The following is a 24,807-nucleotide window of genomic DNA, read 5'->3' on the forward strand; positions in this document are numbered from 1 at the left end:
AAAAAGCGTTATTGATTTTTGAAAGAACAAATCAATCTTTTATCTATGAATAAAACTTTACTTTTGAATTAAATATAAATAACTCAAACTTAAGTAATAAAAAAATGAAGAAACTTATTTTAGGAATAGCACTTTTCGGTGGATTAAGTGCAGCTAACGCGCAAATTGATTTAGGAGTAAAAGGAGGACTTAATTTTTCTACACTTTCTGGTGACTCAAGAAAATTATATGATGATCAAACTAAATTTAGAACTGACTTTTATGTGGGTGGATATGCCAACTATAAAGTAACAGATCAAATAAGTTTTCAACCAGAGTTATTGTATTCTAAACAAGGAGCTGGCTTAAAAACTACGGATAACTCTAAAGCAAAAATTGTCACACATAATATTAATATTCCATTGATGGGACGTTATGAAATTATGGATGGATTAAATCTTGAATTTGGTCCACAATTGGGTTTCTTAGTTTCTGCTAAAGCGAAAAGTGAAGAAGGAAAAACTGATACAAAAGTTAAAGTAACAGACAATTTCAAAACATTTGATTTCGGATTAAACTTCGGAGCTGGTTACAAAGTAACAGACGAATTAGAAATCAATGCTCGTTTTACAAAAGGTTTGTCAAACATCAACAATGTTTTTCCAGAGGGAATGAACGACAACTACAAAATTACAAACACTTATTTTAGTGTTGGTGTAGCATACAAATTAGCCGAAATGTAATATCATTTCAATTTAAAATATCAAGGAGCTTTTTGCTCCTTTTTTTGTGCAAAGTCGTTAAATAATTCAAAAATAAGTTGGTCAAATTAAATTAAATTCTATATTTGTAGTAATTAAATTACAGTTGTAGATATGAAAGTTAAATTATCAAGAAGAGAGGAAGAAGTGATGGAAGTAATTTGGAGTGGAAAACAAGTATTTGCAAAAGATATTATCGATTCCTATGACGATCCAAAACCTGCTAACACAACAATTTCTACTCTATTAAAAAGAATGCACGACAAAGGTTATATTGATTACGAGCAAATGGGAAACTCGCGTCGATACTTCGCTTTGGTAAAAAAAGATGATTATTTTTCTAAAGAAGTAAAAGGAATGATTTATAATTTCTTTAATAATTCAACAAGTCAATTTGCTTCATTTTTTGCTAAATCAAACAATATGTCTGTCGAGGAATTAGAAAAATTACGTGACATCATTGATAATGAAATAGACCGTAAAAAGAAATAGCCTATGGTTGCTTTTTTAATAAAATTTATTCTATGTTCTGGATTTTTATATTCTTTTTATAAACTTTTCTTGGAACGCGAAAGCATGTATAAAATCAATCGATTTTATCTTTTGTTTTCGTTAGTGTTTTCGTTGATTGCACCTTTGTACAAAATCGATTTGCCCATTACAGCTAATGAAACAAATATTTCACCTGAACTTTTAGCCTTTTTAATGCAAAATCCTGAATTATTGCAACAACAAGAAGGTGTTAATTTTGGAGATATTTTGAATCTGATTTATATTATAATTGGAGCTGTTTTTTTAATACGTTTTATTTACAATTTATACGAATTAATGTTTAAAATTAAAACAGAAGAAAAAATCAAAGATCAAGAAATTACTTACATTCTCGATTTAGATTCAAATCAACCTTACAGTTTTTGGAAGTATATTTTTATCCCAAAAAAGCAACTTGAAAATTTACATCAAAATTTAATTGATCACGAAAAAGCACATTGTATTCAGAAACATAGCTTTGATATTTTATTAATTGAAGTTTTTCAGATTCTTTTTTGGTTCAATCCATTTATTTATTACTACAAAAAATCGATTAAACTAAATCATGAGTTTTTAGCAGATGAGTATGTTTTGAAAAGAAATTCTGATTTAAAGACCTATCAACATCAAATTTTAGATTGTATTGCAACACAAAATCCATCAATGATGGCAAGTAATTTCAATTTTATTCTAACCAAAAAACGCCTACTTATGATGACAAAAAATACATCGAAACGAAAAGTAAAGATTCTTTCGTTTGCATCATTACCTTTTATATTGAGTGCATTTGTATTATTTTCTCAAAAATCTTTCGCACAAGAAGTAGAAAAAAAAGCTAAAAAAGTAGAACAAGCTTTAGAAAAACCTGTACAATCACAAGCTGAGCTTATTTTTGATCAAGTAAATAATTTAGGAGATACACTTCTTAATTCAAAAAAAATCGAACAAGATCAAACTGCTCCTAAAATAGAAAAGGTACTTACAAAAGATCAATTAAAAGAAATTTTAAAAAATAATCCTCAAAACAAAATTATTTTAAATGATGCTGGAGATATCATCTTGAATGATTCTATCAAAATTAAAGATATCGTTTTCAAAAAAGATTTGGTTCCAACAGTTTTATACGGAACAGATGGAAAAGTTTTACAAAGAATAGATCCTAAGGATATTGATAAAATGTTTGTAAAGAAGAATGAAGGTTTAATAGAAATCATCAAAAAAGATTCAAGTATAATCAAAATTTTCAACTCTGCAGAGGATATTCCAAAAGTTTCAAAAAAAGATATCGAAAAAGCAAATTCTGCTAAAATGTCAATGGTTACTAACCAGATTACTTTTCGTAATGGATTATCAATTTATACTGATAAAAATGGTGTAGAACATAAAATACAGAATTCTGATATAGACAAAATTTATATTTCAAAAATTAAAAATGGAACACTTGAAAATAAAGAATTTGATTTATCAAAATTCCCAAAAAATATCACAAATATAAAAGTAGATTCAAAATATGAAGGTAATGATATGAATATTAAAATTCTTCCAAAAAATGGATATACTGTTAATTACGAATTTAATGAAACAAATCAGCCATTATCTGAACTATTAGATCAACGAATGAAAGAACTAAAAAGTGAAGAACAAACTACTAAAATGAAAATAAAGGCATTAGAAAAATTACAAAAAGAAGAACGTAAAAAGGATAAGAATTAATGTTTTTAATTTATTTAAGAATATTTATAAAGTCGCTTAAATTTAAGCGACTTTATTTTATCTGTTTATTAAATACTTAAGTTTAACTTAATGATAAATATCATTTAAAAAATACTAACCTCAATATACATTTGCCACAAATTTAACTCTCATGAAAAAATTAATTTTATTAGCTACCGTATTAGCATTTGGAATAAATGTTAATGCACAAGAAAAAGAAAGTGTATCATTAGATGGAAGATGGTTCATTATGGGACAAGCTGGTTTCAATTCATCACACGAAGGAAATGTTCAATCTTATAGCTTTATTCCACAAGTAGGAACTTTTATTTCAGAAGATATTGCATTAGGATTAGGTGTTGGTTACAAGGGTAGCAAAACTGAAACTGAAAACACGAATAATATTGTTAACACTCAAAAAGAAAATTTATTAATAGTTAAACCGTTAGCTAGAAAATATTGGAATGTTGCTAACAATTTCTTTATTTTTGGTGAATTAGCTGTACCATTTGGATTTGGTAAAATTACTAATGAAAATTCAATTGGTAATAATACAACATCAATAGAATATAAATACACAAATATTGGTGTACAATTAGCTCCAGGTTTAGATTACTACCTATCTGACAATTGGTCTATAGAGGCAACTTTTGGTTTATTAGGATGGTCTTCTGTAAAACCTAAAGATGGTGACGCATCAAATGAGTTTAACTTCGGATTAAATTCTGGTGTTGATAATGGTGTAAAACTTGGAATTAAATACACTTTCTAATTAGTCGTTACATTCTTTCAAAAACATATTAAAAAAGGAAACTCTATAGAGTTTCCTTTTTTTAGTACGTCATGTTTTGGCATTCTGATTTTCTACTTTTGAGAAGATTGTTTAACTTTCCTAAAAATTCAGAATTTGTTACAAGCAGGCGATTTCAAAATTTACAATGCATCCGCTGGTGCAGGTAAAACTTATACGTTGGTAAAAGAATTTCTTTCGTTGTTATTGACGAATGAAAGCGATTATCATTTCGAACATATTTTAGCCATCACATTCACCAATAAAGCTGCTGGTGAAATGAAAGAACGTATAATCGAAACATTAGAAGAAATCGCTAATAACCCTAATCCAAAAGAAGATCGGTATATTCTCGAATTAGCTTCAGAGCTGAATATGAAGCCAGAAATTATCAAAACAAAAGCGTATAATATTCTGATTGCAATTCTTCATAATTATTCAAAATTTTCTATTTCAACTATTGATAAATTCAATCTTCGTTTGATGAAATCATTCGCGCAAGATTTAGGTTTATCGATGAATTTTGATGTCGAAATGAATACCACAGAAATCATCAACGAATCGGTTGATTTATTGTATTCAAAAATTGGAGAAGACGAAAAACTAACGCAAACCATGATCAAAATTGCGTTGGATAATATGGACGAAAATAAATCGTGGGATATCCGAAAAACGCTTTCTTCTGATACTTCTGACATTTCGAACGATCGACATTTACAAGATTTAGAAAAGTTAAAAAATATTTCGTTAGACGAATTTATTCGTTACCGAAAAGTTATTTTTGATGATATCAAAACGTTGAAAGATGGTTTAATTACAATCGGAAATGAGTTTTTTGAATTGCTTGCAAACAATGGAATTTCCGTGAACGAATTACCAGGCAAAAGTCGTGGAATTGCTGCTTTCTTTCAAAAATTAAAAAATTTCGATGGTTTTGGGTTGATTTTACCAACCGATTCCAATACAAAAGATGTTTTAGAAGGTGGTTATCTTTCGAAGGTGAAAGATGCAACTGCCGAATCTATTTTTCCACAAGTGAAAGATTTGTTCGAAAAAGCTGCAAACATCAATGATCACTTACTTTTATTAACCTCAATTCAGAAAAATATTTCTTCGATTTCGTTGATTAATGAGGTTGAAAAATCATTGGATTCAATCAAAAAAGATTCAAATGTTTTATTAATAAACGAATTCAATACCATCATCAGTAAAAATCTGCAACAACAACCTGCCAATTTTATTTACGAACGAATTGGTTCTCGTTACAATCATTATTTTATTGATGAATTTCAAGACACTTCGACTTTACAATGGAACAATTTAAATCCATTGGTTGAAAATGCGCGTGCGCAATCTGACACAATTATGTTGGTTGGCGATGTAAAACAGTCTATTTATCGTTGGCGAGGAGGAAATCCAGCACAAATGATTGATTTAATTGATCGAAAAGAAGAAGAAAATATCAAGGTAGAAGAATTAGAAAAAAACTGGCGAAGTCACGAAAATATTATTCAATTCAACAATGACTTGTATTCGTTTATTGCGCCTCAGCTTAATTTACCAAGTTTTCAGTATTTATACGAAATCGGTAATAAACAATTAACCAATCAACAAAAAGATGGTTTTGTCAAAATAAATTTTATTGAGCAAGAAGGTCGTTCGAAAGATTTGTTTAAAGAACAAAATTTAGATTTAGTTCTTAAAACAATAGAAGATTGCAGAGAAAATGGATTTTCGTTAAGTGATATTGCAATTTTGGTTCGTAGTAATGCGCAAGGAATTTTGTTGGCGAAATATTTGACCGAAAATAATTTGGTTGTCATTTCAAATGAAGCATTGTTACTTAAAAATTCATTCGAAATACAATTAATTGAATTTTTGTTCAAAATAACATCAAATCCGCAAGACGAACAATCCAAAATTCGCTTTCTAATGGTCGCTTACGAATTAGAATTATTCAAAACGAATGATTTAACAATTACTGTTGAACAAGCATTAAAAGGAGATTTACCAAAGTTTTTAAAATTAACAAAATCACTTGCAATTGATTTAGATTTCATTCAAGATCAAAATCTTTCGTTATACGATTTCACCGAAAAAGCGGTTAGAACGTTACATTTACAAGAACGTTCACCTGCTTACATTCTCAGCTTTTTGGATGTTATTTTAGATTATTCATCAAAAAATGAATCAGATCTTAATTCCTTTCTTGAATTTTGGTCAACGATCAAAGATAAAGCAAGTATCAAAACACCAAAAGGTGTTGATGCGATTCAAATTATGACAATTCATAAATCAAAAGGATTAGAATTTCCTGTTGTTATTTTACCGTTTTTGGATTGGCAAAGTAAGAATTCTAAAATTTGGATTCCGTTACAAAAAGATGAAGAAAATCCGTTCGAAACGTTTTATGTTGGAATTAATAATGAATTAAAATCAATCAAAAATGAAGCGATAAAATCAAAGATTGACGAAGAAGAAAACTTGGTTCAATTAGATGAAATTAATACGCTTTATGTTGCTACAACACGTGCAAAAGAGCAATTATATATGATTGCCCAAAAACCAAAAGAATCATCAAAGTCAAAAAATATTGCCAATTATTTACATGAATTTGTTTTCAGTAAAGGTTTTTCTGAGGATGAAGTTATTCTAAAGGGTTCTCCTGAACGAATTTCAACTCCAAAAGTCATTGAAAATTCTTCGGCTGAACTAAAAATTTATTCTTCGGATTGGAATACTCGTTTAGTGATTAACACCAATTCAGAAAAAGCGCAAGAAAAATTAAAGTTTACTGAATTTGGAAATACCGTTCATAACATTTTGTCACAAATTGTTACACAAAATGATTTACCAAAAATCATCGAAAGTGAAAAACAACGCGGAACAATTTCTGTGGAAAATGTAGAACATCTTCAAAAAACCTTGCAAAACTTATTACAAGATGTTAAATTAGTTCCATATTTTGCTGAAGGTTTAACGGTTTTGAATGAACGCGATTTTATCGATGAAAGTGGACAAATATTTAGAGCCGATCGTGTTGTAATTGATTCTGAAAATAATTGTTCAATTATCGATTATAAAACTGGTCAACCCGATTTAGATCATCATTTTCAAGTAAATAGATATGCTGAATTTTTCAATAATTTAGGTTATAAAATTCAAACAAAAATCTTGATTTATATTGATGATGAACAGCAAAAAATAAATGTTGTAGAGGTATTTTGATGAATGAAAATGTAAAATTAAAATTAGCGAGTTTACCCGAAACGCCAGGTGTTTATCAATATTATAACAAAAAAGGAGATTTGTTATACATTGGTAAAGCGAAAAACCTGAAACGTCGTGTGAATTCGTATTTCAATAAACAACACGATTCGAAACGATTGCGTGTTTTGGTGAGCAATATTGATAATATTGAAACCATAAACGTAAATTCTGAATATGACGCGTTGTTGTTGGAAAATAATTTAATTAAAGAACATCAACCTCGATACAATATTCTATTAAGAGATGACAAAACTTATCCTTGGATTTGTATCAAAAATGAACGTTTTCCTCGTATATTTTCTACTCGAAACGTTATAAAAGATGGTTCTGAATATTTTGGTCCATATTCTAATGTCAAAACCATGAAGATTTTATTGGGTTTGATTAAAGAATTGTATCAAGTTAGAACATGTTCGTATGATTTGAGCGAGAAAAACATCGAAAATCATAAATTCAAAGTTTGTTTGGAATACCATATTGGTAATTGTCTTGGGCCTTGTGAAGCTTATCAAACCGAGGAAGAATACAACGAGCAAATTTCGGCGATTCGTAATATTATCAAAGGTGAATTTAACGAAGCAAAACAATATTTGGTCAATCAAATGACAAAATATGCATCGGATTTGAAGTTTGAAAAAGCGCAAATCATCAAAGAAAAAATCGAAGCGTTACAGAATTATCAATCTCGTTCGACAATTGTTTCGCCTACCATTACCAATGTTGATGTTTTTTCGATTTCTTCGGACGAAGAATATGCTTACGTCAATTTTATGAAAATTTATCATGGTGCAATTATACAATCGCATACTGAAGAATGGAAAAAGAAATTGGACGAAACGGATGAAGATTTATTGGAACGAGCAATTATTGATTTCTCGGAACGATTTAATTTAACTTCGAAAGAAATTTATGTTCCATTCGAATTAAGTTTAGAAATTCCGTTCCGAAAAATAACAGTTCCAAAAATTGGTGATAAAAAACATATTGTTGATTTATCGTTAAAAAATACACGAATTTATCGTTTAGAACAGCTCAAACAAACCAAAATTGTCGATCCAGATCGTCATACCAATCGCATCATGAATCAAATGAAAGTTGATTTACGATTACCCGAAGAGCCTCGACATATAGAAGGTTTTGATAATTCTAACATTCAAGGAACCAATCCAGTTTCAGCTTGTGTGGTGTTCAAAAATGGAAAACCAAGCAAAAAAGATTATCGTATTTTCAATGTCAAAACTGTTGAAGGACCCAACGACTTTGCAACAATGGAAGAGGTGATTGAAAGACGATATTCTCGAATTTTAGCTGAAGGAGAATCTTTACCACAATTAATTTTGATTGATGGTGGAAAAGGACAATTAAGTTCGGCTTTGAAATCAATTGATCGTTTAGGTTTACGTGGAAAAGTATCCGTAATTGGAATTGCAAAACGTTTGGAAGAAATTTATTACCCAGAAGATCCATATCCTTTGTATTTAGACAAGAACTCTGAGACCTTAAAAGTTCTTCAACATGTACGTGATGAATCGCACCGATTTGGGATTACTCGACATCGAAATCGACGCAGCAAAAATGCCTATAATTCGGTTTTAGAAGAAATAGAAGGCATCGGTCCGCAAACAATTAAAGAATTATTAACAAAATTTAAATCGGTTGAACGAATAAAAAATGCATCTTTGTTAGAGTTAACCGATTGTATAGGAAAATCTAAAGCAAAAAAAATAAAAGATTATTTTTCGAATGATGAAAAATCTACTAATTGACAGAGATTTAACCTCTCTTTTGAACAATCCAAAGCTACAAGCTACTTTGGCAATTGTTCCAATCACCTTATTTATATTAGGCTTGTTAAGTTATTTTGGAATTTTTTATTCAATGTTCAGCACGCTCGATGCGCAACTTGGACATTTAGGAAACTCTAAATCGCTTTTGAGTGCTTTATTGGGAAATCTTATCATTTTTATCTTTTTAGTTTTGATGAGCTTTTTTACTGGAGTAATTTCCTTTGTATACTTTATTGTACATGCCTTAAAAAATCCGAATTTAATAAAAAGTGATGATCGTCTCATTTGGATCACAGTAATTATTTTTGGGAATGGAATAGGTATTTTTGTTTATTGGTTAACACAAATTAAACGTAAAAAACCTCGACCTATTATCGATTTATATACGGACGATATTTAGAATATAAAACAGTTTTACAATTTAGTAAAGCTGTTTTTTTTTATCTATAAACCAAAATGTTGTACCTTTTTACTACAAATCAGAACATTATGACAATAGTAAAATTATTAGCAACAGAATTGCAAAACGAATATCAAATTACGAAAGAATTTGTAGCAAAATTTCCAAGTGATAAAGCAGATTATAAACCGCATGAAAAAAGTATGGATATAACAACTTTGACAAATCATATTGTAGAAATATTTGCTTGGCCAGCTTTGATTTTAGCAACAGAAAAATTAGATTTCGCTGCTGGAGATTACAAACCGACAAATTATACTTCGGTTGACGACTTGGTACAAAAATTAAATAATGATTATCAAGCTGGTAAACATGCATTAGAAAATGCATCTGATAATGATTTAGATAAAAATTGGAAAATTGTAGCTGGAGAAACTATTTATGCGGATTATTCCAAATACGAAGCGATTCGACATGCGTTAAATCAAATTACACATCATCGTGCTCAATTAGGTGTTTATTATCGTTTATTAGGAATTACCCTTCCATCAAGTTATGGACCTAGTGCAGATTCTCAGAAATTTTAAAATAAAAAAAAGGCTTCTTTTTGAGAAGCCTTAAAATCATAATTAGTGTTAATTGAATACTACTGATCAGTAATACTGTTTACTCAAAACTATAACATATATCATATAAAAGCAAATCATGTTAAGATAATTTTTAATAAATCTTAACATTTTTATTAGATTCACACTTTTTAATTAGTATTTTTTAATTTATCTAAATAAGACACTCATAAAAGTATCAAATAATATGAATTCATAAAAAAAGCTTCCGAAATGATCAGAAGCTATATATGATTTAATATATCAATATCTTTTTAAACAAAAGGAGTTTTAACAACTTCTGCTAAAATATTTTTATCACGAATTTGAATTCTAATTGTTGTTCCAACTTTTGCAAAATCTGTGTTTACATAAGCTAAACCAATTCCTTGTTTCAACATTGGCGATTGAGTTCCTGAAGTAACTATACCAATTGTATTTTCGTTGTCGTCAACTACTTTATAATCGTGACGAGGAATTCCTCTTTCAATCATTTTGAAACCAACTAACTTCTTCTCTACTCCAGCTTCTTTTTGTGCTTTCAAAATATCAGAAGAAATAAAATTTGTATCCAATTTAGTTACCCAACCTAAACCTGCTTCTAAAGGAGTTGTTTCGTCGTTGATATCATTTCCATATAAACAATATCCCTTCTCTAAACGTAACGTATCGCGGGAAGCTAAACCACAAGGCTCTATATCATAAGATTTACCAGCTTCCATTACTTTGTCCCACATTTCGTTTGCTGCTTCATTTGCAAAGTATATTTCGAAACCTCCAGAACCAGTATAACCAGTAGCTGAAATAATAACGTTATCAATGCCTGCGAATTTCCCTACAGCAAAATGATAAAAAGGAATTTCTGCTAAATTAATATCCGTTAATGGTTGCATAGCTTCGATTGCTTTTGGTCCTTGGATTGCTAACAACGACATTTCATCAGATTTGTTTGTTAACTCTGCTCCAAACGTATTGTGTTTGTTCATCCATTCCCAATCTTTGTCGATATTAGATGCATTTACAACTGCCAACCATTCGTCATCAGACATTTTATAAATGATTAAATCATCTACAATTCCTCCTTTTTCATTTGGCATTGCATTATATTGTGCTTGACCAATTGCAACTTTCGTTACATCATTTGTCAAAATATGCTGTAATAAATCTGTTGCTTTTTCTCCTTTAATAAAGAATTGTCCCATGTGAGAAACATCAAAAACACCAACTTTTTCGCGAACAGCAAAGTGCTCTTGGTTAACACCTGCGTATTGCACTGGCATTTCATATCCAGCAAAAGGAACCATTTTTGCACCTAAATCTTTGTGCTTTTGGTTTAATGCAGTTACTTTCATTGTTTGTTTGCTTTGAATAAGTTTATAATTCTCCCAAAAATAAGGAAATAATTCGTAGGAAAATTTCTTAATGATAAGATTATCTAATTTTGTGAATAATTTTTAAATTCCCTTCTGTCGCTTTATAAGGCTCGAAACGCATGATTGATTTTCCTTTGCCAAATTTGTTCATAAACTTTTCGTTTATCTTTCCTGTCAACTTTAGTGGCTGACATCCTTCGCAAGGAATAATCAAAATTGTATCATTTGTTTCTCCTTTTACTTTTACAATTTCGTACGAATAATCTTTATCCAAACGAGAATTAATCGTATTTTCAATTGGTTTGCTAAAGCTTTCTACAAAGAAAACTCGTCGATCTTTATTACTACCAATAATAATTGCAATGCCAACTAAAATCAATAAAACGACAATTGATATCGTCAAAATTTTTTTAAAATCCATCTTTTTGGTTAATTCGTAGATTAAAAGTAATAATTCATTCCGAATGAAAAAAATATTCATTTTATTTCCTATCTTTTTAGTTCTATTTACATTGACAATGAATAGTTGTTCTAAGACAAAAATCACAACAGAAAAAAAATATATCTCGATCAAAAAAATTCAAAATGGAGATTTGATCTTTGTTGGTGCGCAAACCGAAGAGCTTTCTGGTGCAATAAATAGAGTTACAAAAATAAATGATGAGACAAATTTTGATCATATTGGTTTGATCGAAAAAACTTCTGATTCTATTTTCGTTTTACACGCAGCACCAATGGGAGGATCGCAACGAGAAGAAATTCATCATTTTTATACATCTCAAACCAAAAAAAATAATCAAATTGTTATTTATCGATTAAAAAAAGAATATCAATCAACAATTCCGAATGCAATTGTAAAAGCGAAAACCATGTTAGGAAAACCTTATAATTGGTTATATATTTTGAATGATGACGAATTATATTGTTCAGATTTTGTAGAAAGAGCTTTTCGTGATGATAAAGTTTTTGAATTAATTCCTATGAATTTCAAGAATAAAGAAACTGGAATTATTGATGATTTTTGGATAGATTTTTATCATAAAAAAGGAAAAAAAGTTCCGCAAGATGAACCTGGAACAAATCCAAATCAATTGGCAACTTCTGAAAAGTTAATCAAAATTGGAGAGTTGAAATTATGACTAAAAAGAGAGCATTAGCAATTACATTTCTAATTATATGTAGCGCATTTCTATTTTTTAATTCCAACCTTTACATAAATAATCAGAATTGGAAATATAGAAATGGATTTCATGTTGGAGATACATTAAATAGAAATGTGAATATTTCTAATGATGAAACTCTTTATTGCCTTGGATATATTTTAATAATCAAAAATGACAAAACAAATGAAAAAGGTTATTATATCAGAAAATAAAAAAAACTCTTCAACAAGCTCAGTATGACAACTATTTTCTTGTCTTGCAAAACTTATCAAGCTGGATTCATATCAGCTTCTCATGAATTAAACGAATAATTTACAAAAATGTATATAACTAATATATTAATAATTCTTAGCTTAAATATTCTAATTATTTTAAACTTTTATAAATCAATTTCTAAAATTAAAATTGGTTTAATCTGTCTATTAATACTTTTATTTATTGGACTTAATATTTATTTACAATCATTTTATCAACCAATAATTACCTTTATTATTCTATTTTTTTCTAGTTCAATAATAATTTTCAATTTATTTCTTAAACTTAGTCCTATTGATCATAAAATAGAAAATTATAAAACAATAAAGAAAGTTAGAATTCTTATATTCAAGATAGTTTTTCCGATTTTAATAACTAGTTTTCAAATTGTATTAATGTCTGACACTAAATTACAAGAAGAAATGTTATCTAACAAAAATCAAAACACAATAAAGGCTTCTTAAATGGAACTTAAAATCAAAATAGATTTATTAATTGACCAATCAATTGATTTTGCTCAACTTTGTTTAAACTGAATTCATTTTCATTAATAAATTAAAAAAAATGAAATTATTAAGATTAGCTGTAATACTTTTTGTATTTATATTATTTCAAAAAATTGCTTTTGAGAATTGGGAATTTAAGTTAGAATTCTTAAATCAAATTGTACTTTTTATTTTTATTTCTACTTTATTGTTCATTTTTTATTATTTTATTTCATTTAAAATCAACAATAAAAAAACACTTAATATTTTATTTGGATGTTTAATATTTATTTCAATTTTTAAAATTTTCATCAATCCTGAGAAAAGTAAAATTCTAAGTAAAAAAAATATAAATCCGACAGAAGAAATTATTATTATAGAATCAGATCCAAGTACATATATTGGCAATAGCTCAAGTTTTACAGATACCATTTTAATTAAAAAATATTTTCTTGTGCAGAAAAGAGTAAAATCAACAACTAAAACAAGCTCAGAATAATATTTATTTAGAAAATTTCATCCAACTTCTCAGTTCAATTATCTCAGAAAATTTTTCTGAATTAACGAAGTTTAATTAAAATAATATTATCGCTTCAAATAGAATTAGAGGAATGTAAACTTCAATAATATCATTACTTTTACCAGATGAAACAAAACATTATATATTCTGTTCTATTTTTTTGTGTCTTGTTTGGACTAAAATATTTATTCGACAAAAGTGATACGCAATCTATGTTAATTAGTTCGGGAATTGGTACGGCAATCTTTTTTATTTACCGTGCTATAATTAGACAAAAATTATATAAACAAAAAGACCAAGAAAATTAATTCCCTTGGTCTTTTTTTATTGCGTTCATTGCTTCTTCTATATGCAGATCTGCTGTATTAGAAACGATATGTTTAATTAATTTTCCTTGTTTATTAAAGACAAATGTTTCGCGAGGTGTGATTAATCCAAATTTCTTTTTAACTCCTAACAGTTTAGATAATTTCGCTCCTTTATCTGATAGTAACGGAAAATTAAGTTGATGTTTGGTATAGAATTTTTCGTGAGAAGATGTTGATTGTCCATTAATTCCTACAACAACCGTATCCAATTCACTAAAATCTGCATTGACATCTCGAAATTGACACACTTCTTTGGTACACATTGGTGTAAAATCCATCGGATAAAAGAATAAGACAAAATACTTTTTGTATAAAAACTCGTCTGAATTAAACCAATTTCCTTTGTTATCTTCCAACGAAAAAGTTGGTACATGATCACCTATTTTCATTCGCCAGTATATTCTACAAAATTACGAGGAGTTTCGTATAAAGTAACTTTCAATTCTAAATCTGAGGCTAATTTTGCGCGAATTTTATTCCATATTAAAATCACAATATTTTCTGCAGTTGGATTTACATCTTTAAATTCTTCGATATCTACATTTAGATTTTTGTGATCCAAATAATCTTCGACTTCGACTTCGATAATTTTTCGCAATTCGTCCAAATTCATTACAAATCCTGTTTCTGGATCAACTTCACCTTTCACTGCAACAATAATTTCGTAATTGTGTCCGTGATAATTTGGGTAAGAACATTTTCCGAAAACTTCAAAATTTTGTTCATCGCTCCAATTTTTATTAAACAATCGGTGCGCAGCATTAAAATGTGCTTTTCTGTTGACCGTAACTTTCATCTGTTTTTAGTTTTATTCTTCGATATACGAAACGTAATGTTCAAAAATTATTTTGAACCAAGCTGTATAATTCTGAGGATTTTTATCAATATCTTTTTTCAAATCATCTAATTCTACCCAACGATACGCCATCACTTCATCTGGATTTAGCTTTGGTTCTTCATCAAATGTTCCGATAAACACATGGTCTAATTCATGTTCTATCAAATCATTTTCTAGATGTGCTTTGTAAATAAAATTAAATTTATATTCTAATTCACAATCAAATCCCATTTCTTCTTGCAAACGTCTGTGTGCCGCTTCTTTGTATGTTTCGTTATCACGCGGATGACTACAACACGTATTGGTCCACAATGTTGGCGAATGATATTTGCTTGCAGCTCGTTGCTGAATCATCAACTCTCCTTTCGAATTGAATACAAAAACAGAAAATGCGCGATGTAACATACCAGCAATATGCGCTTGTTGTTTCTCCATCAATCCTAATTTTTGATCATCCTGATCAACTAAAACTACGAATTCTTCCATGTAACAAAAATAAACTTTTAAATAGGATTAAAAAAGAAGTTCGATTTCTTTGTGCTTAAATTCTCGCAATTCATTATTTATTTCAATTACTAAATTTCCTGCATCATTTACATCTCTAATAATTCCGTCTACTTCTACTCCATCTAGTTTAAATTTAGAAATCTCATCTTTTCTAAAAAGATTATCTAAATAAATTTGATGAATTTTTTCGAAATTTTTCTGTTCTAAATCCGGATACTCCATTTCGAACTTCCGCATCAAATCTGCCAAAATTTCCTCGATGTCATATTCTCTGTCAGTAATTTTTCGAATTGATGTAGCTTTTGGCAAGTGATTAAAATCAGTTTGATTAACATTAATTCCTATCCCTATCACAGAATTCATTACACCATTGGAACGATGATTTTCAATTAATATTCCACAAACCTTTTTATCGTTCAAAATAATATCATTTGGCCATTTTACGTTAGATTTTGGGTGAAATTGTTTTAAAAATAGACAAATAACATTCGAAATCCATTGATTAAAATAAATTAATTCTTGAAAACTATAATCCGTTTTCAGTAAAAAACTAAAGGTTAAATTTTCTCCTGCAACAACTTTCCATTCATTCCCTGCATAACCTTTTCCTTTTGTTTGATTTTTAGCATGTATGACAGTCCAACTATTGGCATCTTTTTTGGACAAATCCATTAAGAACTCGTTCGTATTAGGCAAAGAATCAAAACTAATTAAATACATTTTTTTTACTATTTTTATAGAGTGGTTAAAGTTATTTTAAAAAGTTTAAACTTTAATAAGGATTCACTAAATTTGCGAATTACAAAATAAAAGATGATAGATACTCAATATACAAAAGACTTGCTAGATAGCATTGTTGATGGAATTACAAATGTGAAAGGAGAAGAAATTACAATTTTAGATCTTAGAGAAATTGAAAATGCATTTTGCCAATACTTTGTGGTTTGTACAGGTAATTCTAACACTCAAGTTAGTGCTATAGCAGCTTCAATAGAAAGAACTGTAAAAACAGAAATGTCTGAAAGACCTTTTCACGTAGAAGGTACACAAAATAATCAATGGGTTTTGATAGACTATACAAATGTCATTGTCCATGTCTTCCAGAAAGAATACAGAGAATATTACGATATCGAAAGTCTTTGGGGTGATGCCATAGAGACACGTATCGAAATGGAATATTAATCATAACTGAAACCAAAAAAAATTGAAAAAAAATAATTTTAAACCTTCGGGGTTTAATCCTACATGGATTTATGCTATCATAGGATTATTGCTGATTGCCTTTCTATTATTTTCTGATAATATTGGAGGTGTAGGCGGAACAACAAAAAATATTGACCGCACAACATTCCTTACTTATGTAGAAAAAGGCTACGTAAAAGAAGCTGATTTAGAAAAAGAAACAGGACGTGTTAGTGTATATTTGACGGATGCAGCCCTTAATACTGAAGAATTTAAAAAGTTCAAAAAAACGAACGAAACTTTAAATCCTTTTGCAAATGGAGCTCCTAACTTTACATTTAATGTAGCAGATGCAGGAAATTTTGAAAAAGATTTCTACGCTAATGTGGAAAAAAGTCCAAATAAAACCGCAAAACTAAATACGCTTGTTTCAAGCGGTTTTGGAGGATTATTTATGAATCTTTTCATCTCTTTAATTTTCTTCGGATTAATCTACTTCCTACTATTTAGAAGAATGGGCGGAGGAGGATCTGCTGGAGGTGGCGGAGGAATTTTTTCTGTCGGAAAATCAAAAGCAAAATTATTTGAAGGTGATGATCATATCAAAACAACTTTCAAAGATGTAGCTGGATTAGAAGGTGCAAAAGAAGAAATAGAAGAAATTGTTGAATTCTTGAAACACCCAGAAAAATTCACAAAATTAGGTGGACGTATCCCTAAAGGAGCCTTATTAGTAGGACCTCCAGGTACAGGTAAAACCTTATTAGCAAAAGCTGTTGCTGGAGAAGCGAAAGTGCCTTTCTTTTCATTATCAGGATCAGATTTCGTAGAAATGTTTGTTGGAGTTGGTGCATCTCGTGTACGTGACTTATTCAAAAATGCAAAAGAAAAATCTCCTTCAATTATTTTTATTGATGAGATTGATGCAATTGGTCGTGCACGTGGAAAATCAAATTTTACAGGTTCTAATGATGAACGCGAAAATACATTAAACCAATTATTAACAGAAATGGATGGTTTTGGAACAGAATCTAACGTAATTGTGATTGCTGCAACAAATCGTGCTGATGTATTGGATAAAGCATTGATGCGTCCAGGTCGTTTTGACCGTATTATTCACGTTGATTTACCTGAATTAAACGAACGTAAAGAAATCTTCGCGGTTCACTTACGTCCATTAAAATTAGGTGAAGATGTTGAAATCGAATTTTTAGCAAAACAAACGCCAGGTTTCTCTGGTGCAGATATTTTCAATGTTTGTAATGAAGCGGCTTTAGTTGCTGCTCGTAAAAACAAAGAAGTCGTAGAAAAACAAGACTTTTTAGATGCTGTTGACCGTATTATTGGTGGATTAGAGAAGAAAAGTAAAGTGATTAAACCTTCTGAGAAAAAACGTATCGCTTATCACGAAGCTGGTCACGCTACAATTGGTTGGTTAACAGAACACGCTGCGCCATTGGTAAAAGTAACTATCGTTCCTCGTGGACGCTCATTAGGTGCCGCTTGGTATTTGCCAGAAGAAAGACAAATTACAACGACAGAACAATTGTTAGACGAAATGTGTATGACAATGGGAGGTCGTGCTGCAGAAGAAGTTGTTTTTGGTAATATTTCAACAGGTGCATTAAGCGACTTGGAGAAAGTGACAAAACAAGCTAATGCAATGATTAGTATTTATGGTCTTAACAAAGAAATTGGAAACGTTTCTTACTACGATTCATCTGGACAAAATGAGTATGGATTCAGTAAACCATATTCAGAACAAACTGCTCAAGTAATTGACAAAGAAATTAAGAAAATGATTGAAGAGCAATACGTAAGAGCAAAAGATATCTTACATATTAATCGTGATAAAGTTGACTTATTGGCTCAGAAATTAATTGAAAAAGAAGTTATTTTTAGAGAGGATTTAGAAGAAATTTTCGGTCCAAGAAAATATGTAAGCGAATTAGATCAGATTGAAGAGAAGCAAGAAGAAGCTATCGAAGCTGGACCAGAACAAGTTATTCAACCAGAATCTGGAAACGATATTTAATCAAAAAACATATAATTTTTCAAAAAAATCGCCTTATTAAGGCGATTTTTTTTTTACTTCTTATTATATTGTTAAAAATTATTACCTTTAGACTGAAATTGTATTAAACCGTACAAAAATCATAAGTTCCCATGTGGAAAGCAATTAAAAACCTACTTAAAAAAGCAACAGAGAAATCTGAGAATAAAGACGATGATAATCATATTGATTTATTTCATCCAAATTATTTTGAGGATAATATTTCTATGGATGAAGTTTTTGCGACAAACTTCAACGCTGGTGGTGGTCACTTTTTATTCTGCGATAACAATCAAGAAGCTTTTCAGAACTTAAAAGAAATTATCAATTACGAAAATGTAACTGAGTTAATTTGTCTTGATCCAAAGCTTCAAGAGATGTTAACAACTAATCAAATCCCGTTTGTAGTTAATCCTTGCGATTCTCGTTACACGCTTAGTTTTCTTAGTTGCGAGTTCTTAATTGCCTTTGATGGAAGTATTATGTTATCTGCACATCAAACTTGTGGAAGAAATATAGATGATTTTCCATCAAATTTTATTATCTATGCACGCCCATCGCAATTAGTAGAAAATGTGGGAGCGGCATTACAGAAATTACGAACATTAAAAAAAGACAACCTACCATCTAAAATAACTTCTATTCGAGGGAAAAACATGCACAAATTTCCTAATATACAGAATGCGAAGAATATTTATTTGTTACTGGTTGAAGAATAGCTATGAAAAATTTAGCAATTAGAGCATTTTCGGGACTTATTTATGCACTTGTAATATTTTTCGGAACAACAATACATCCAAAAGGTTTAATCGTTTTAATGATGGTTTTTGGACTTTTTTGTTTGTACGAATTCTTTAAAATCACCAATCTTACCAATAAACTTTATCAATTAGGTTCACTTTTAGCTGCTTTAGTTGTATTTGGATATTATGGGAAAGAGTTTTTACAAGCCTTTGAAACTACAAATCACTACTATTTTTATTTACGAAGTTTATATTTCATTATACCTGTTTTATTTGTTTTTAGTATTTATGTTATTTTCAAATCAACAAACGAGTTATTGAATGATTTTGGTAAAACTACTTTAGGTTTAACCTACATCATCGCTCCTTTCGCTATTGCACTTACTCTACCAAGTTTTGATTATAGTTTAGGTGAAAAAGTAATGCACTACGAAGTATTTTTTGTTTTCTTATTACTTTGGTGCAGTGATACATTTGCTTATTTAACAGGAAACTTAATCGGAAAACACAAATTAGCACCAAAAATTTCTGGAGCTAAAACTTGGGAAGGCTTTTTTGGTGGAATTATTTTCACTTTATTAACTGGATTTTTTATTCAGAAATATTTTGGAGAAAACTTACATGGTAATTGGATGATTATAGGTTTAATCGTTGCTGCATTAGGACCTTTAGGTGACTTAACAGAATCTAAATTGAAACGTTTTTTCAATGTAAAAGACAGTAGCAATTTAATTCCAGGTCATGGTGGTTTTTTAGATCGATTAGATAGTTTTATATTTGTCACACCATTTATTTATTTATATTATTTATTAGTATATACTTTATGAAACTTCACAGAGAAGGAACTGCAATTTTGATAGGTTGCTTAATTTTATTTGCAATCGCTACAGGAGTATTACATTACTTTTTTCCTGTTTATGGTCTTTTATTCGCTTTACCATTATGGATTCTTTATGGATTTGTCGTTTGGTTTTTTAGAAATCCAATTCGTGAATCAGATTCATCTGAAAATTGTGTTATTGCGCCGGTAGATGGAAAAGTAGTTGTATTAGAAGAAGTATATGAAAGTGAATTTTTGAATCAAAAATGTATTCAATTATCTATTTTCATGACGCCACTTAATGTACATGTAACGCGTTATCCTGTGAATGGAAAAGTTATTTATTCGAAATATCATCCAGGAAAATTTTTGGTAGCATTTCATCCTAAATCATCAGAGCTAAACGAAAGAACAACTGTTGTGGTAGAAAATACAGATCATACAAAAGTTCTTTTTAGACAAATTGCAGGCGCTGTTGCGAGAAGAATTGTTTGCTACAGTAAAGAGAATGATACAGCTGTTGCTGGTAAAGAATATGGCTTTATCAAATTCGGATCTCGAGTAGATATCTTTTTACCACTTGATACTGAAATCAATGTAAAGGTTGGAGATAAAACAAAAGGTGGAATTCAGAAAATTGCACAATTGAAATAAATCAGTTAGTTGAACTCAATGTTTTTAACTAATTTTGTCAAAACAATTATAACAATATATTCATACAATAAATTTTGTACGTCATGAAAAAATTAATTCTTTTAGTAGCTGTTGCTGCATTTGCTACATCTTGTAACTCTAAAGCAGGTGTAAACCATGGTGTACTTCCTGTAGTTCACGAACCAGCTACTGCTGAAGAAATGCACCACAAGTCTGAAGCTGCTCACGAAGGTCATGCAAAACATGAAGAAGCTGTTGAAGAAAAACATGAGGAAGTAAAAGATTCTACAAAAACTGTAGAAACTCCGAAAGTTGAGAAAAAAGATACTGTAAAAGCTGGTCATTAAGATTCAGCTTTTTTTATTCTATTTCTACAATCATTTTACCATCTCCAATGATATAATTTTTATTTTTTGGATGAATATAAAATGAAACCAAAGGCGAATTATTTTCTGAAATAATAGCTAAAATTTCTTGATAAGTAAACAGATCAGCATCTAAAACTAGATGTTTATTTAATTGTGATAAAGTTGTAAAATCTGTATTTCTATTTATCCAAAACAGTTCTTCTATACTTATTTGTTCCTTCAAATTATTCGTTGATGATTTTAGAGAAAACTTAACTAATTGCATGACATATTTTATCAAAATACCTGAACGTAACAACTGATAATTCAACCAATTCTTTTGATAATATTTTGACAAGAAAATCATCATTGCTTCAAAAAAATGCTTGTAATATTTTTTATCTCGTTTCGTACTCTCTCCTTTGTAATGTAAAACCGTGATATCTCCTTTATAATAATTTTTATAACCTGCTAATTCTGCACTAAAAGACAAATCAATGTCTTCTCCATACATAAAATAACGTGGATCAAAACCTCCAATTTCTTGATAAATCTTTTTCGTCGTAAACATAAAAGCACCTACCAAAATTTCGCAAGGCGCGGTATCAAATTCATCAACTTCTAATTTGTAATAATTATTTTTTTGTGAATGATTAAAACGACTAAACAATTTAGAAAAAGAGTTTTTAGCTGTTGGAATATTACGTTTAGATTCTGGATGAAAGTTTCCATTTGTATCCATCATTCTAACCCCTATAAATCCTATTTTATCTTTGGATTGATGAAATTTAATTAACGAATCAAATAAATTTTCAGGAATAACCGTATCAGGATTTAGAATCAAAATATATTCTCCTAAAGCATTTTCAACGCCTATATTATTCGCTTTTGAAAAGCCAAAATTTTCTTTTTGAAGTAAAAACTTTACGTTGGAAAATTTTAATTTGAGTAATGTAAAATCTATTTCCGATGAATTATTATCAATTACAATAACTTCACCGTCTATATATTTTAAAGCTTCTTGACAAGAGTCAAGACAAAGCTCTAGATGTTTTGGTGCATTATAACTAACAATAACTATCGATAAAATCATTCTAAAATTTATTTTCGGAATATGGTATTCGATGCTGAATAGAACGAACCAATGTTGCTTCGTCCGCATATTCTAATTCATCTCCAACACCAAGACCTCTCGCAATCGCAGAAAAAATAATTTCAGTATTCTTTAATTGTCGATATAAATAGAAAACGGTTGTATCACCTTCCATTGTCGAACTTAAAGCAAAAATTATTTCTTTTACATTCTCATTCTGCACACGATCTACCAAGGTTTGAATGTTTAACTGTCCTGGACCGATCCCTTCCATTGGAGAAATCTTTCCTCCTAAAACGTGATATTGTCCTTTAAATTGTCCAGTATTTTCAATTGCCATTACATCACGAACATCTTCAACAACACAAATGGTAGTTTCATCTCGTAAAGGATTATTACAAATATCACAAACCTCATTATCAGAAATGGTATGACAATGTTGACAATACTTAACATCATTTACCAAATGAGAAAGCGCTTCTGACAAAGCAGTTGTTTGAGATTTAGGACGATTTAGCATATGCAAAACAAGTCGTAAAGCAGTTCTCTTCCCTATTCCTGGTAAATTTGACATTTCTTCTACAGCTCGCTCTAAAACCTTGCTTGGGTAATTCATTCGTTCAAAAAATTATAGGTGACAAATTTACAATTTTATCTTCTTATAATTAATCTACCATCTTTAACTCAAAAATATTAAATTTGGGCTTATTTACTAAATAAATTATGAACTCAACAATTTTACTACTTTGTGTAATCGTATACTTTGTAGGACTTTTAGTTATCTCTTACTTCACCAGTCGAAATTCTGACAATCAATCTTTTTTTAATGGAAATAAAAAAAGTAAATGGTGGTTAGTTGCTTTCGGAATGATTGGAACAAGTCTTAGTGGTGTTACCTTTATTTCTGTTCCTGGAACGGTTGGAAAGCTAACTGGATCTGAATATATCTACGGCGGATTCGAGTATTACATGATGGTAATCGGATTTTTCTTAGGTTATTTTATTGTAGCTGGCGTTTTACTTCCACTCTATTATCGAATGAATTTAACCTCTATTTACACTTATTTAGGAAAACGTTTCAATGTCGAAGCACATAAAATAGGTTCGGTTTTCTTTATTATTTCGAGAGGAATTGGTGCTACAGCTCGTTTGTATTTAGTTGTAAATGTGTTACAAATATTTTTATTAGATGATTTAGGTGTTCCGTTTTGGGTAACAACTTTTGTCTTATTGTTAATGATATTATTGTACACTTTTGAAGGTGGAGTAAAAACAATTGTTGTCACAGACACGCTTCAAACATCATTCATGATTATTAGTTTAATTGCTTGTATTTGGTTCATTTTATCTCATCTTAATTTATCTGTTGGCGAAGCCTACGATATGATGCAAGCAAAAAATTATACTCATTTGATTAACCTTGATCCAAATTCGAAAACATATTTCTTAAAAACCATTTTAGGTGGTATGTTTATTACCATTGCGATGACTGGATTAGATCAAGAAATGATGCAAAAAAATATTTCGGTTGATAATCTTCAAAACTCAAAAAAGAACATGTTAACATTTGCAGGAACATTGCTTATTGTGAATTTAGCGTTCTTATTTTTAGGTGGATTGTTGTATTTATATGCAATGAGCGAAGGAGGTTTTTATACAGCTGATGGCTTTATGATGGAACAAGGAGGGCAAAATATTATGGGTGATGATATGTTTCCAGCACTTTCACTTTTAGGACATCATTTTCCTATGATTATTTCAATTATCTTTATTATTGGGTTAATTTCTGCATTATTTCCTTCAGCTGACGGAGCACTTACAGCCGTTACTAGTTCTTACTGTGTAGATTTATTGAATATTAACGAGGATAAAGTAAAATCTGAACAAGAAAAGAAAAAAATTCGTATTCGAGTTCATTTAGTTTTTACAGTTGTCTTTTTTATTTTGATTATGGTTTTCAAAATGATTAACAACAAATCTATTGTTTACCTTGTAATGGAAGTTGCAGGTTATACGTATGGTCCGTTATTAGGATTATTCGCCTTCGGAATTTTGACAAAACGTAACATTTACAAAAAATATTCAATCATTACAGTAGCACTTTTAGCACCTGTTTTAACATACATCATCAATGAATTGGTTATTAATTTTAGTGACTACAAAATCGGTGTTGAATTAATAATACTAAATGGTTTATTAACTTTTATAGGATTATGGCTTGTTAGCTCTAATCAACAGAAAGAAATCAATTAAAAATGGAAAAGAAATTAAAATTAATTTGGGATTTTTATGGTCCTGATGCTATACCAACTGCAAAACATCATGCTATTCATTTAAAGCAATATGCAGAGAAAGAAAAATTGCAAATTACAATTGCAGAATTTGTAGAAGTAGAACCTGAGTATGCTGTTGCATATTTAGTTGTTGTGGAATCTGAAATGATACAAGTTCGCGACGCTTTAATACCTCATCGTGGTGAATGGCATATAGAAGAATAAATAGAAAAAAAGATGAAGTTTTGCTTCGTCTTTTTTTATTGAATAAAATCTCAACTAAAACTCGTCCCTAAT

At 29.6% G+C, this 24,807-nt stretch carries 26 protein-coding genes; 18 read left to right on the top strand and 8 right to left on the bottom strand.

Annotated elements, in window-relative coordinates:
• The first annotated feature begins 104 nt into the window (after nt 1-104).
• The 8 genes from AC2I98_RS07115 to AC2I98_RS07150 all read left to right on the top strand — a co-directional run bounded on the left by AC2I98_RS07115 (nt 105) and on the right by AC2I98_RS07150 (nt 9,818).
• Complete coding sequence (locus tag AC2I98_RS07115; RefSeq protein ID WP_486413901.1) at nt 105-722, top strand: porin family protein; 618 nt, start codon at nt 105-107, stop codon at nt 720-722.
• Nucleotides 723-854: 132 nt separating this feature from the next.
• Complete coding sequence (locus tag AC2I98_RS07120) at nt 855-1,232, top strand: BlaI/MecI/CopY family transcriptional regulator (RefSeq protein WP_486413902.1); 378 nt, start codon at nt 855-857, stop codon at nt 1,230-1,232.
• A gap of 84 nt (nt 1,233-1,316) precedes the next feature.
• The gene (locus AC2I98_RS07125) at nt 1,317-2,984 is read left to right on the top strand and encodes a M56 family metallopeptidase (RefSeq protein ID WP_486413903.1); all 1,668 of its coding nucleotides are present in this window, start codon (nt 1,317-1,319) and stop codon (nt 2,982-2,984) included.
• Nucleotides 2,985-3,135: 151 nt separating this feature from the next.
• Nucleotides 3,136-3,756: an outer membrane beta-barrel protein gene (locus tag AC2I98_RS07130; RefSeq protein ID WP_486413904.1), complete on the top strand. Its 621-nt coding sequence runs from the start codon at nt 3,136-3,138 to the stop codon at nt 3,754-3,756.
• A gap of 135 nt (nt 3,757-3,891) precedes the next feature.
• Nucleotides 3,892-7,002, top strand: coding sequence for a UvrD-helicase domain-containing protein (locus AC2I98_RS07135; RefSeq protein WP_486413905.1), 3,111 nt, complete (start codon nt 3,892-3,894; stop codon nt 7,000-7,002).
• Nucleotides 7,002-8,810, top strand: coding sequence for an excinuclease ABC subunit UvrC (gene uvrC / locus AC2I98_RS07140; protein ID WP_486413906.1), 1,809 nt, complete (start codon nt 7,002-7,004; stop codon nt 8,808-8,810). The genes AC2I98_RS07135 and uvrC overlap by 1 nt, the downstream gene beginning before the upstream one ends.
• Nucleotides 8,791-9,231 (top strand): hypothetical protein, encoded by a 441-nt coding sequence (locus AC2I98_RS07145; RefSeq protein WP_486413907.1) that lies wholly within the window; start codon nt 8,791-8,793, stop codon nt 9,229-9,231. The genes uvrC and AC2I98_RS07145 overlap by 20 nt, the downstream gene beginning before the upstream one ends.
• Before the next feature lie 89 nt (nt 9,232-9,320).
• Nucleotides 9,321-9,818: a DinB family protein gene (locus AC2I98_RS07150; RefSeq protein ID WP_486413908.1), complete on the top strand. Its 498-nt coding sequence runs from the start codon at nt 9,321-9,323 to the stop codon at nt 9,816-9,818.
• Nucleotides 9,819-10,111: 293 nt separating this feature from the next.
• Here AC2I98_RS07150 and gcvT read toward each other — a convergent pair whose 3' ends face one another.
• Together gcvT and AC2I98_RS07160 are read right to left on the bottom strand one after the other, a co-directional pair.
• Nucleotides 10,112-11,188, bottom strand: coding sequence for a glycine cleavage system aminomethyltransferase GcvT (gcvT, locus tag AC2I98_RS07155; protein ID WP_486413909.1), 1,077 nt, complete (start codon nt 11,186-11,188; stop codon nt 10,112-10,114).
• Nucleotides 11,189-11,267: 79 nt separating this feature from the next.
• The gene (locus AC2I98_RS07160) at nt 11,268-11,630 is read right to left on the bottom strand and encodes a hypothetical protein (protein ID WP_486413910.1); all 363 of its coding nucleotides are present in this window, start codon (nt 11,628-11,630) and stop codon (nt 11,268-11,270) included.
• A 43-nt stretch (nt 11,631-11,673) separates the two neighbouring features.
• Between AC2I98_RS07160 and AC2I98_RS07165 the strand changes: the two genes are divergently transcribed.
• Entirely contained in the window at nt 11,674-12,348 is a 675-nt protein-coding gene (locus AC2I98_RS07165) for a YiiX/YebB-like N1pC/P60 family cysteine hydrolase (protein WP_486413911.1), read from the top strand.
• An 843-nt stretch (nt 12,349-13,191) separates the two neighbouring features.
• Complete coding sequence (locus tag AC2I98_RS07170; protein ID WP_486413912.1) at nt 13,192-13,611, top strand: hypothetical protein; 420 nt, start codon at nt 13,192-13,194, stop codon at nt 13,609-13,611.
• 325 nt (nt 13,612-13,936) lie between these two features.
• Here AC2I98_RS07170 and AC2I98_RS07175 read toward each other — a convergent pair whose 3' ends face one another.
• Genes AC2I98_RS07175 through AC2I98_RS07190 form a run of 4 tightly spaced genes read right to left on the bottom strand, consistent with a single transcriptional unit; the run spans nt 13,937 to nt 16,065 of the window.
• Nucleotides 13,937-14,389: a peroxiredoxin gene (locus AC2I98_RS07175; RefSeq protein ID WP_486413913.1), complete on the bottom strand. Its 453-nt coding sequence runs from the start codon at nt 14,387-14,389 to the stop codon at nt 13,937-13,939.
• The gene (locus AC2I98_RS07180) at nt 14,386-14,796 is read right to left on the bottom strand and encodes a 6-pyruvoyl trahydropterin synthase family protein (RefSeq protein WP_486413914.1); all 411 of its coding nucleotides are present in this window, start codon (nt 14,794-14,796) and stop codon (nt 14,386-14,388) included. The genes AC2I98_RS07175 and AC2I98_RS07180 overlap by 4 nt, the downstream gene beginning before the upstream one ends.
• 12 nt (nt 14,797-14,808) lie before the next feature.
• Nucleotides 14,809-15,324, bottom strand: coding sequence for an isopentenyl-diphosphate Delta-isomerase (gene idi, locus AC2I98_RS07185; RefSeq protein WP_486413915.1), 516 nt, complete (start codon nt 15,322-15,324; stop codon nt 14,809-14,811).
• A 27-nt stretch (nt 15,325-15,351) separates the two neighbouring features.
• Nucleotides 15,352-16,065, bottom strand: coding sequence for a biotin--[acetyl-CoA-carboxylase] ligase (locus AC2I98_RS07190; RefSeq protein WP_486413916.1), 714 nt, complete (start codon nt 16,063-16,065; stop codon nt 15,352-15,354).
• A gap of 93 nt (nt 16,066-16,158) precedes the next feature.
• Between AC2I98_RS07190 and rsfS the strand changes: the two genes are divergently transcribed.
• The 6 genes from rsfS to AC2I98_RS07220 all read left to right on the top strand — a co-directional run bounded on the left by rsfS (nt 16,159) and on the right by AC2I98_RS07220 (nt 21,144).
• Nucleotides 16,159-16,527, top strand: a complete 369-nt coding sequence (gene rsfS / locus AC2I98_RS07195) for a ribosome silencing factor (RefSeq protein WP_486413917.1) — start codon at nt 16,159-16,161, stop codon at nt 16,525-16,527.
• A gap of 22 nt (nt 16,528-16,549) precedes the next feature.
• The gene (gene ftsH / locus AC2I98_RS07200) at nt 16,550-18,562 is read left to right on the top strand and encodes an ATP-dependent zinc metalloprotease FtsH (protein ID WP_486413918.1); all 2,013 of its coding nucleotides are present in this window, start codon (nt 16,550-16,552) and stop codon (nt 18,560-18,562) included.
• Nucleotides 18,563-18,693: 131 nt separating this feature from the next.
• Nucleotides 18,694-19,299, top strand: coding sequence for a hypothetical protein (locus tag AC2I98_RS07205; RefSeq protein WP_486413919.1), 606 nt, complete (start codon nt 18,694-18,696; stop codon nt 19,297-19,299).
• Between the two features lie 2 nt (nt 19,300-19,301).
• Nucleotides 19,302-20,150, top strand: a complete 849-nt coding sequence (locus tag AC2I98_RS07210) for a phosphatidate cytidylyltransferase (protein ID WP_486413920.1) — start codon at nt 19,302-19,304, stop codon at nt 20,148-20,150.
• Nucleotides 20,147-20,797: a phosphatidylserine decarboxylase family protein gene (locus AC2I98_RS07215; RefSeq protein ID WP_125350513.1), complete on the top strand. Its 651-nt coding sequence runs from the start codon at nt 20,147-20,149 to the stop codon at nt 20,795-20,797. Before AC2I98_RS07210 ends, AC2I98_RS07215 begins: the two co-directional genes overlap by 4 nt.
• A gap of 83 nt (nt 20,798-20,880) precedes the next feature.
• Nucleotides 20,881-21,144: a hypothetical protein gene (locus AC2I98_RS07220; RefSeq protein WP_115001599.1), complete on the top strand. Its 264-nt coding sequence runs from the start codon at nt 20,881-20,883 to the stop codon at nt 21,142-21,144.
• A gap of 13 nt (nt 21,145-21,157) precedes the next feature.
• On the opposite strand, the gene AC2I98_RS07225 is transcribed toward AC2I98_RS07220, so the two are convergent.
• Both AC2I98_RS07225 and recR read right to left on the bottom strand, forming a co-directional pair.
• Complete coding sequence (locus AC2I98_RS07225; protein WP_486413921.1) at nt 21,158-22,237, bottom strand: glycosyltransferase family 2 protein; 1,080 nt, start codon at nt 22,235-22,237, stop codon at nt 21,158-21,160.
• 1 nt (nt 22,238) lies between these two features.
• Nucleotides 22,239-22,853 carry a recombination mediator RecR gene (gene recR / locus AC2I98_RS07230; protein ID WP_486413922.1) on the bottom strand — a complete coding sequence of 205 codons (615 nt, stop codon included), beginning with the start codon at nt 22,851-22,853 and terminating at the stop codon, nt 22,239-22,241.
• A 107-nt stretch (nt 22,854-22,960) separates the two neighbouring features.
• Here recR and AC2I98_RS07235 point away from each other — a divergent pair, with 107 nt between their 5' ends.
• Nucleotides 22,961-24,490 carry a sodium:solute symporter gene (locus tag AC2I98_RS07235; protein ID WP_486413923.1) on the top strand — a complete coding sequence of 510 codons (1,530 nt, stop codon included), beginning with the start codon at nt 22,961-22,963 and terminating at the stop codon, nt 24,488-24,490.
• 2 nt (nt 24,491-24,492) lie between these two features.
• Nucleotides 24,493-24,735, top strand: a complete 243-nt coding sequence (locus tag AC2I98_RS07240) for a hypothetical protein (protein WP_486413924.1) — start codon at nt 24,493-24,495, stop codon at nt 24,733-24,735.
• Nucleotides 24,736-24,807: the final 72 nt, after the last annotated feature.

It is taken from the genome of Empedobacter sp. EJD.6dd, assembly GCF_057369435.1.

Coding starts and splice junctions, on each gene's coding strand:
- AC2I98_RS07235 (WP_486413923.1), top strand. CDS start 22,961: ATGAACTCAACAATTTTACTACTTTGTGTAATCGTATACTTTGTAGGA.
- AC2I98_RS07160 (WP_486413910.1), bottom strand. CDS start 11,630: ATGGATTTTAAAAAAATTTTGACGATATCAATTGTCGTTTTATTGATT.
- AC2I98_RS07115 (WP_486413901.1), top strand. CDS start 105: ATGAAGAAACTTATTTTAGGAATAGCACTTTTCGGTGGATTAAGTGCA.
- AC2I98_RS07120 (WP_486413902.1), top strand. CDS start 855: ATGAAAGTTAAATTATCAAGAAGAGAGGAAGAAGTGATGGAAGTAATT.
- AC2I98_RS07145 (WP_486413907.1), top strand. CDS start 8,791: ATGAAAAATCTACTAATTGACAGAGATTTAACCTCTCTTTTGAACAAT.
- uvrC (WP_486413906.1), top strand. CDS start 7,002: ATGAATGAAAATGTAAAATTAAAATTAGCGAGTTTACCCGAAACGCCA.
- AC2I98_RS07175 (WP_486413913.1), bottom strand. CDS start 14,389: ATGAAAATAGGTGATCATGTACCAACTTTTTCGTTGGAAGATAACAAA.
- AC2I98_RS07210 (WP_486413920.1), top strand. CDS start 19,302: ATGAAAAATTTAGCAATTAGAGCATTTTCGGGACTTATTTATGCACTT.
- gcvT (WP_486413909.1), bottom strand. CDS start 11,188: ATGAAAGTAACTGCATTAAACCAAAAGCACAAAGATTTAGGTGCAAAA.
- AC2I98_RS07240 (WP_486413924.1), top strand. CDS start 24,493: ATGGAAAAGAAATTAAAATTAATTTGGGATTTTTATGGTCCTGATGCT.
- AC2I98_RS07170 (WP_486413912.1), top strand. CDS start 13,192: ATGAAATTATTAAGATTAGCTGTAATACTTTTTGTATTTATATTATTT.
- AC2I98_RS07205 (WP_486413919.1), top strand. CDS start 18,694: ATGTGGAAAGCAATTAAAAACCTACTTAAAAAAGCAACAGAGAAATCT.
- idi (WP_486413915.1), bottom strand. CDS start 15,324: ATGGAAGAATTCGTAGTTTTAGTTGATCAGGATGATCAAAAATTAGGA.
- AC2I98_RS07225 (WP_486413921.1), bottom strand. CDS start 22,237: ATGATTTTATCGATAGTTATTGTTAGTTATAATGCACCAAAACATCTA.
- AC2I98_RS07220 (WP_115001599.1), top strand. CDS start 20,881: ATGAAAAAATTAATTCTTTTAGTAGCTGTTGCTGCATTTGCTACATCT.
- rsfS (WP_486413917.1), top strand. CDS start 16,159: ATGATAGATACTCAATATACAAAAGACTTGCTAGATAGCATTGTTGAT.
- AC2I98_RS07165 (WP_486413911.1), top strand. CDS start 11,674: ATGAAAAAAATATTCATTTTATTTCCTATCTTTTTAGTTCTATTTACA.
- AC2I98_RS07130 (WP_486413904.1), top strand. CDS start 3,136: ATGAAAAAATTAATTTTATTAGCTACCGTATTAGCATTTGGAATAAAT.
- AC2I98_RS07215 (WP_125350513.1), top strand. CDS start 20,147: ATGAAACTTCACAGAGAAGGAACTGCAATTTTGATAGGTTGCTTAATT.
- AC2I98_RS07125 (WP_486413903.1), top strand. CDS start 1,317: ATGTATAAAATCAATCGATTTTATCTTTTGTTTTCGTTAGTGTTTTCG.
- recR (WP_486413922.1), bottom strand. CDS start 22,853: ATGAATTACCCAAGCAAGGTTTTAGAGCGAGCTGTAGAAGAAATGTCA.
- AC2I98_RS07150 (WP_486413908.1), top strand. CDS start 9,321: ATGACAATAGTAAAATTATTAGCAACAGAATTGCAAAACGAATATCAA.
- AC2I98_RS07180 (WP_486413914.1), bottom strand. CDS start 14,796: ATGAAAGTTACGGTCAACAGAAAAGCACATTTTAATGCTGCGCACCGA.
- AC2I98_RS07190 (WP_486413916.1), bottom strand. CDS start 16,065: ATGTATTTAATTAGTTTTGATTCTTTGCCTAATACGAACGAGTTCTTA.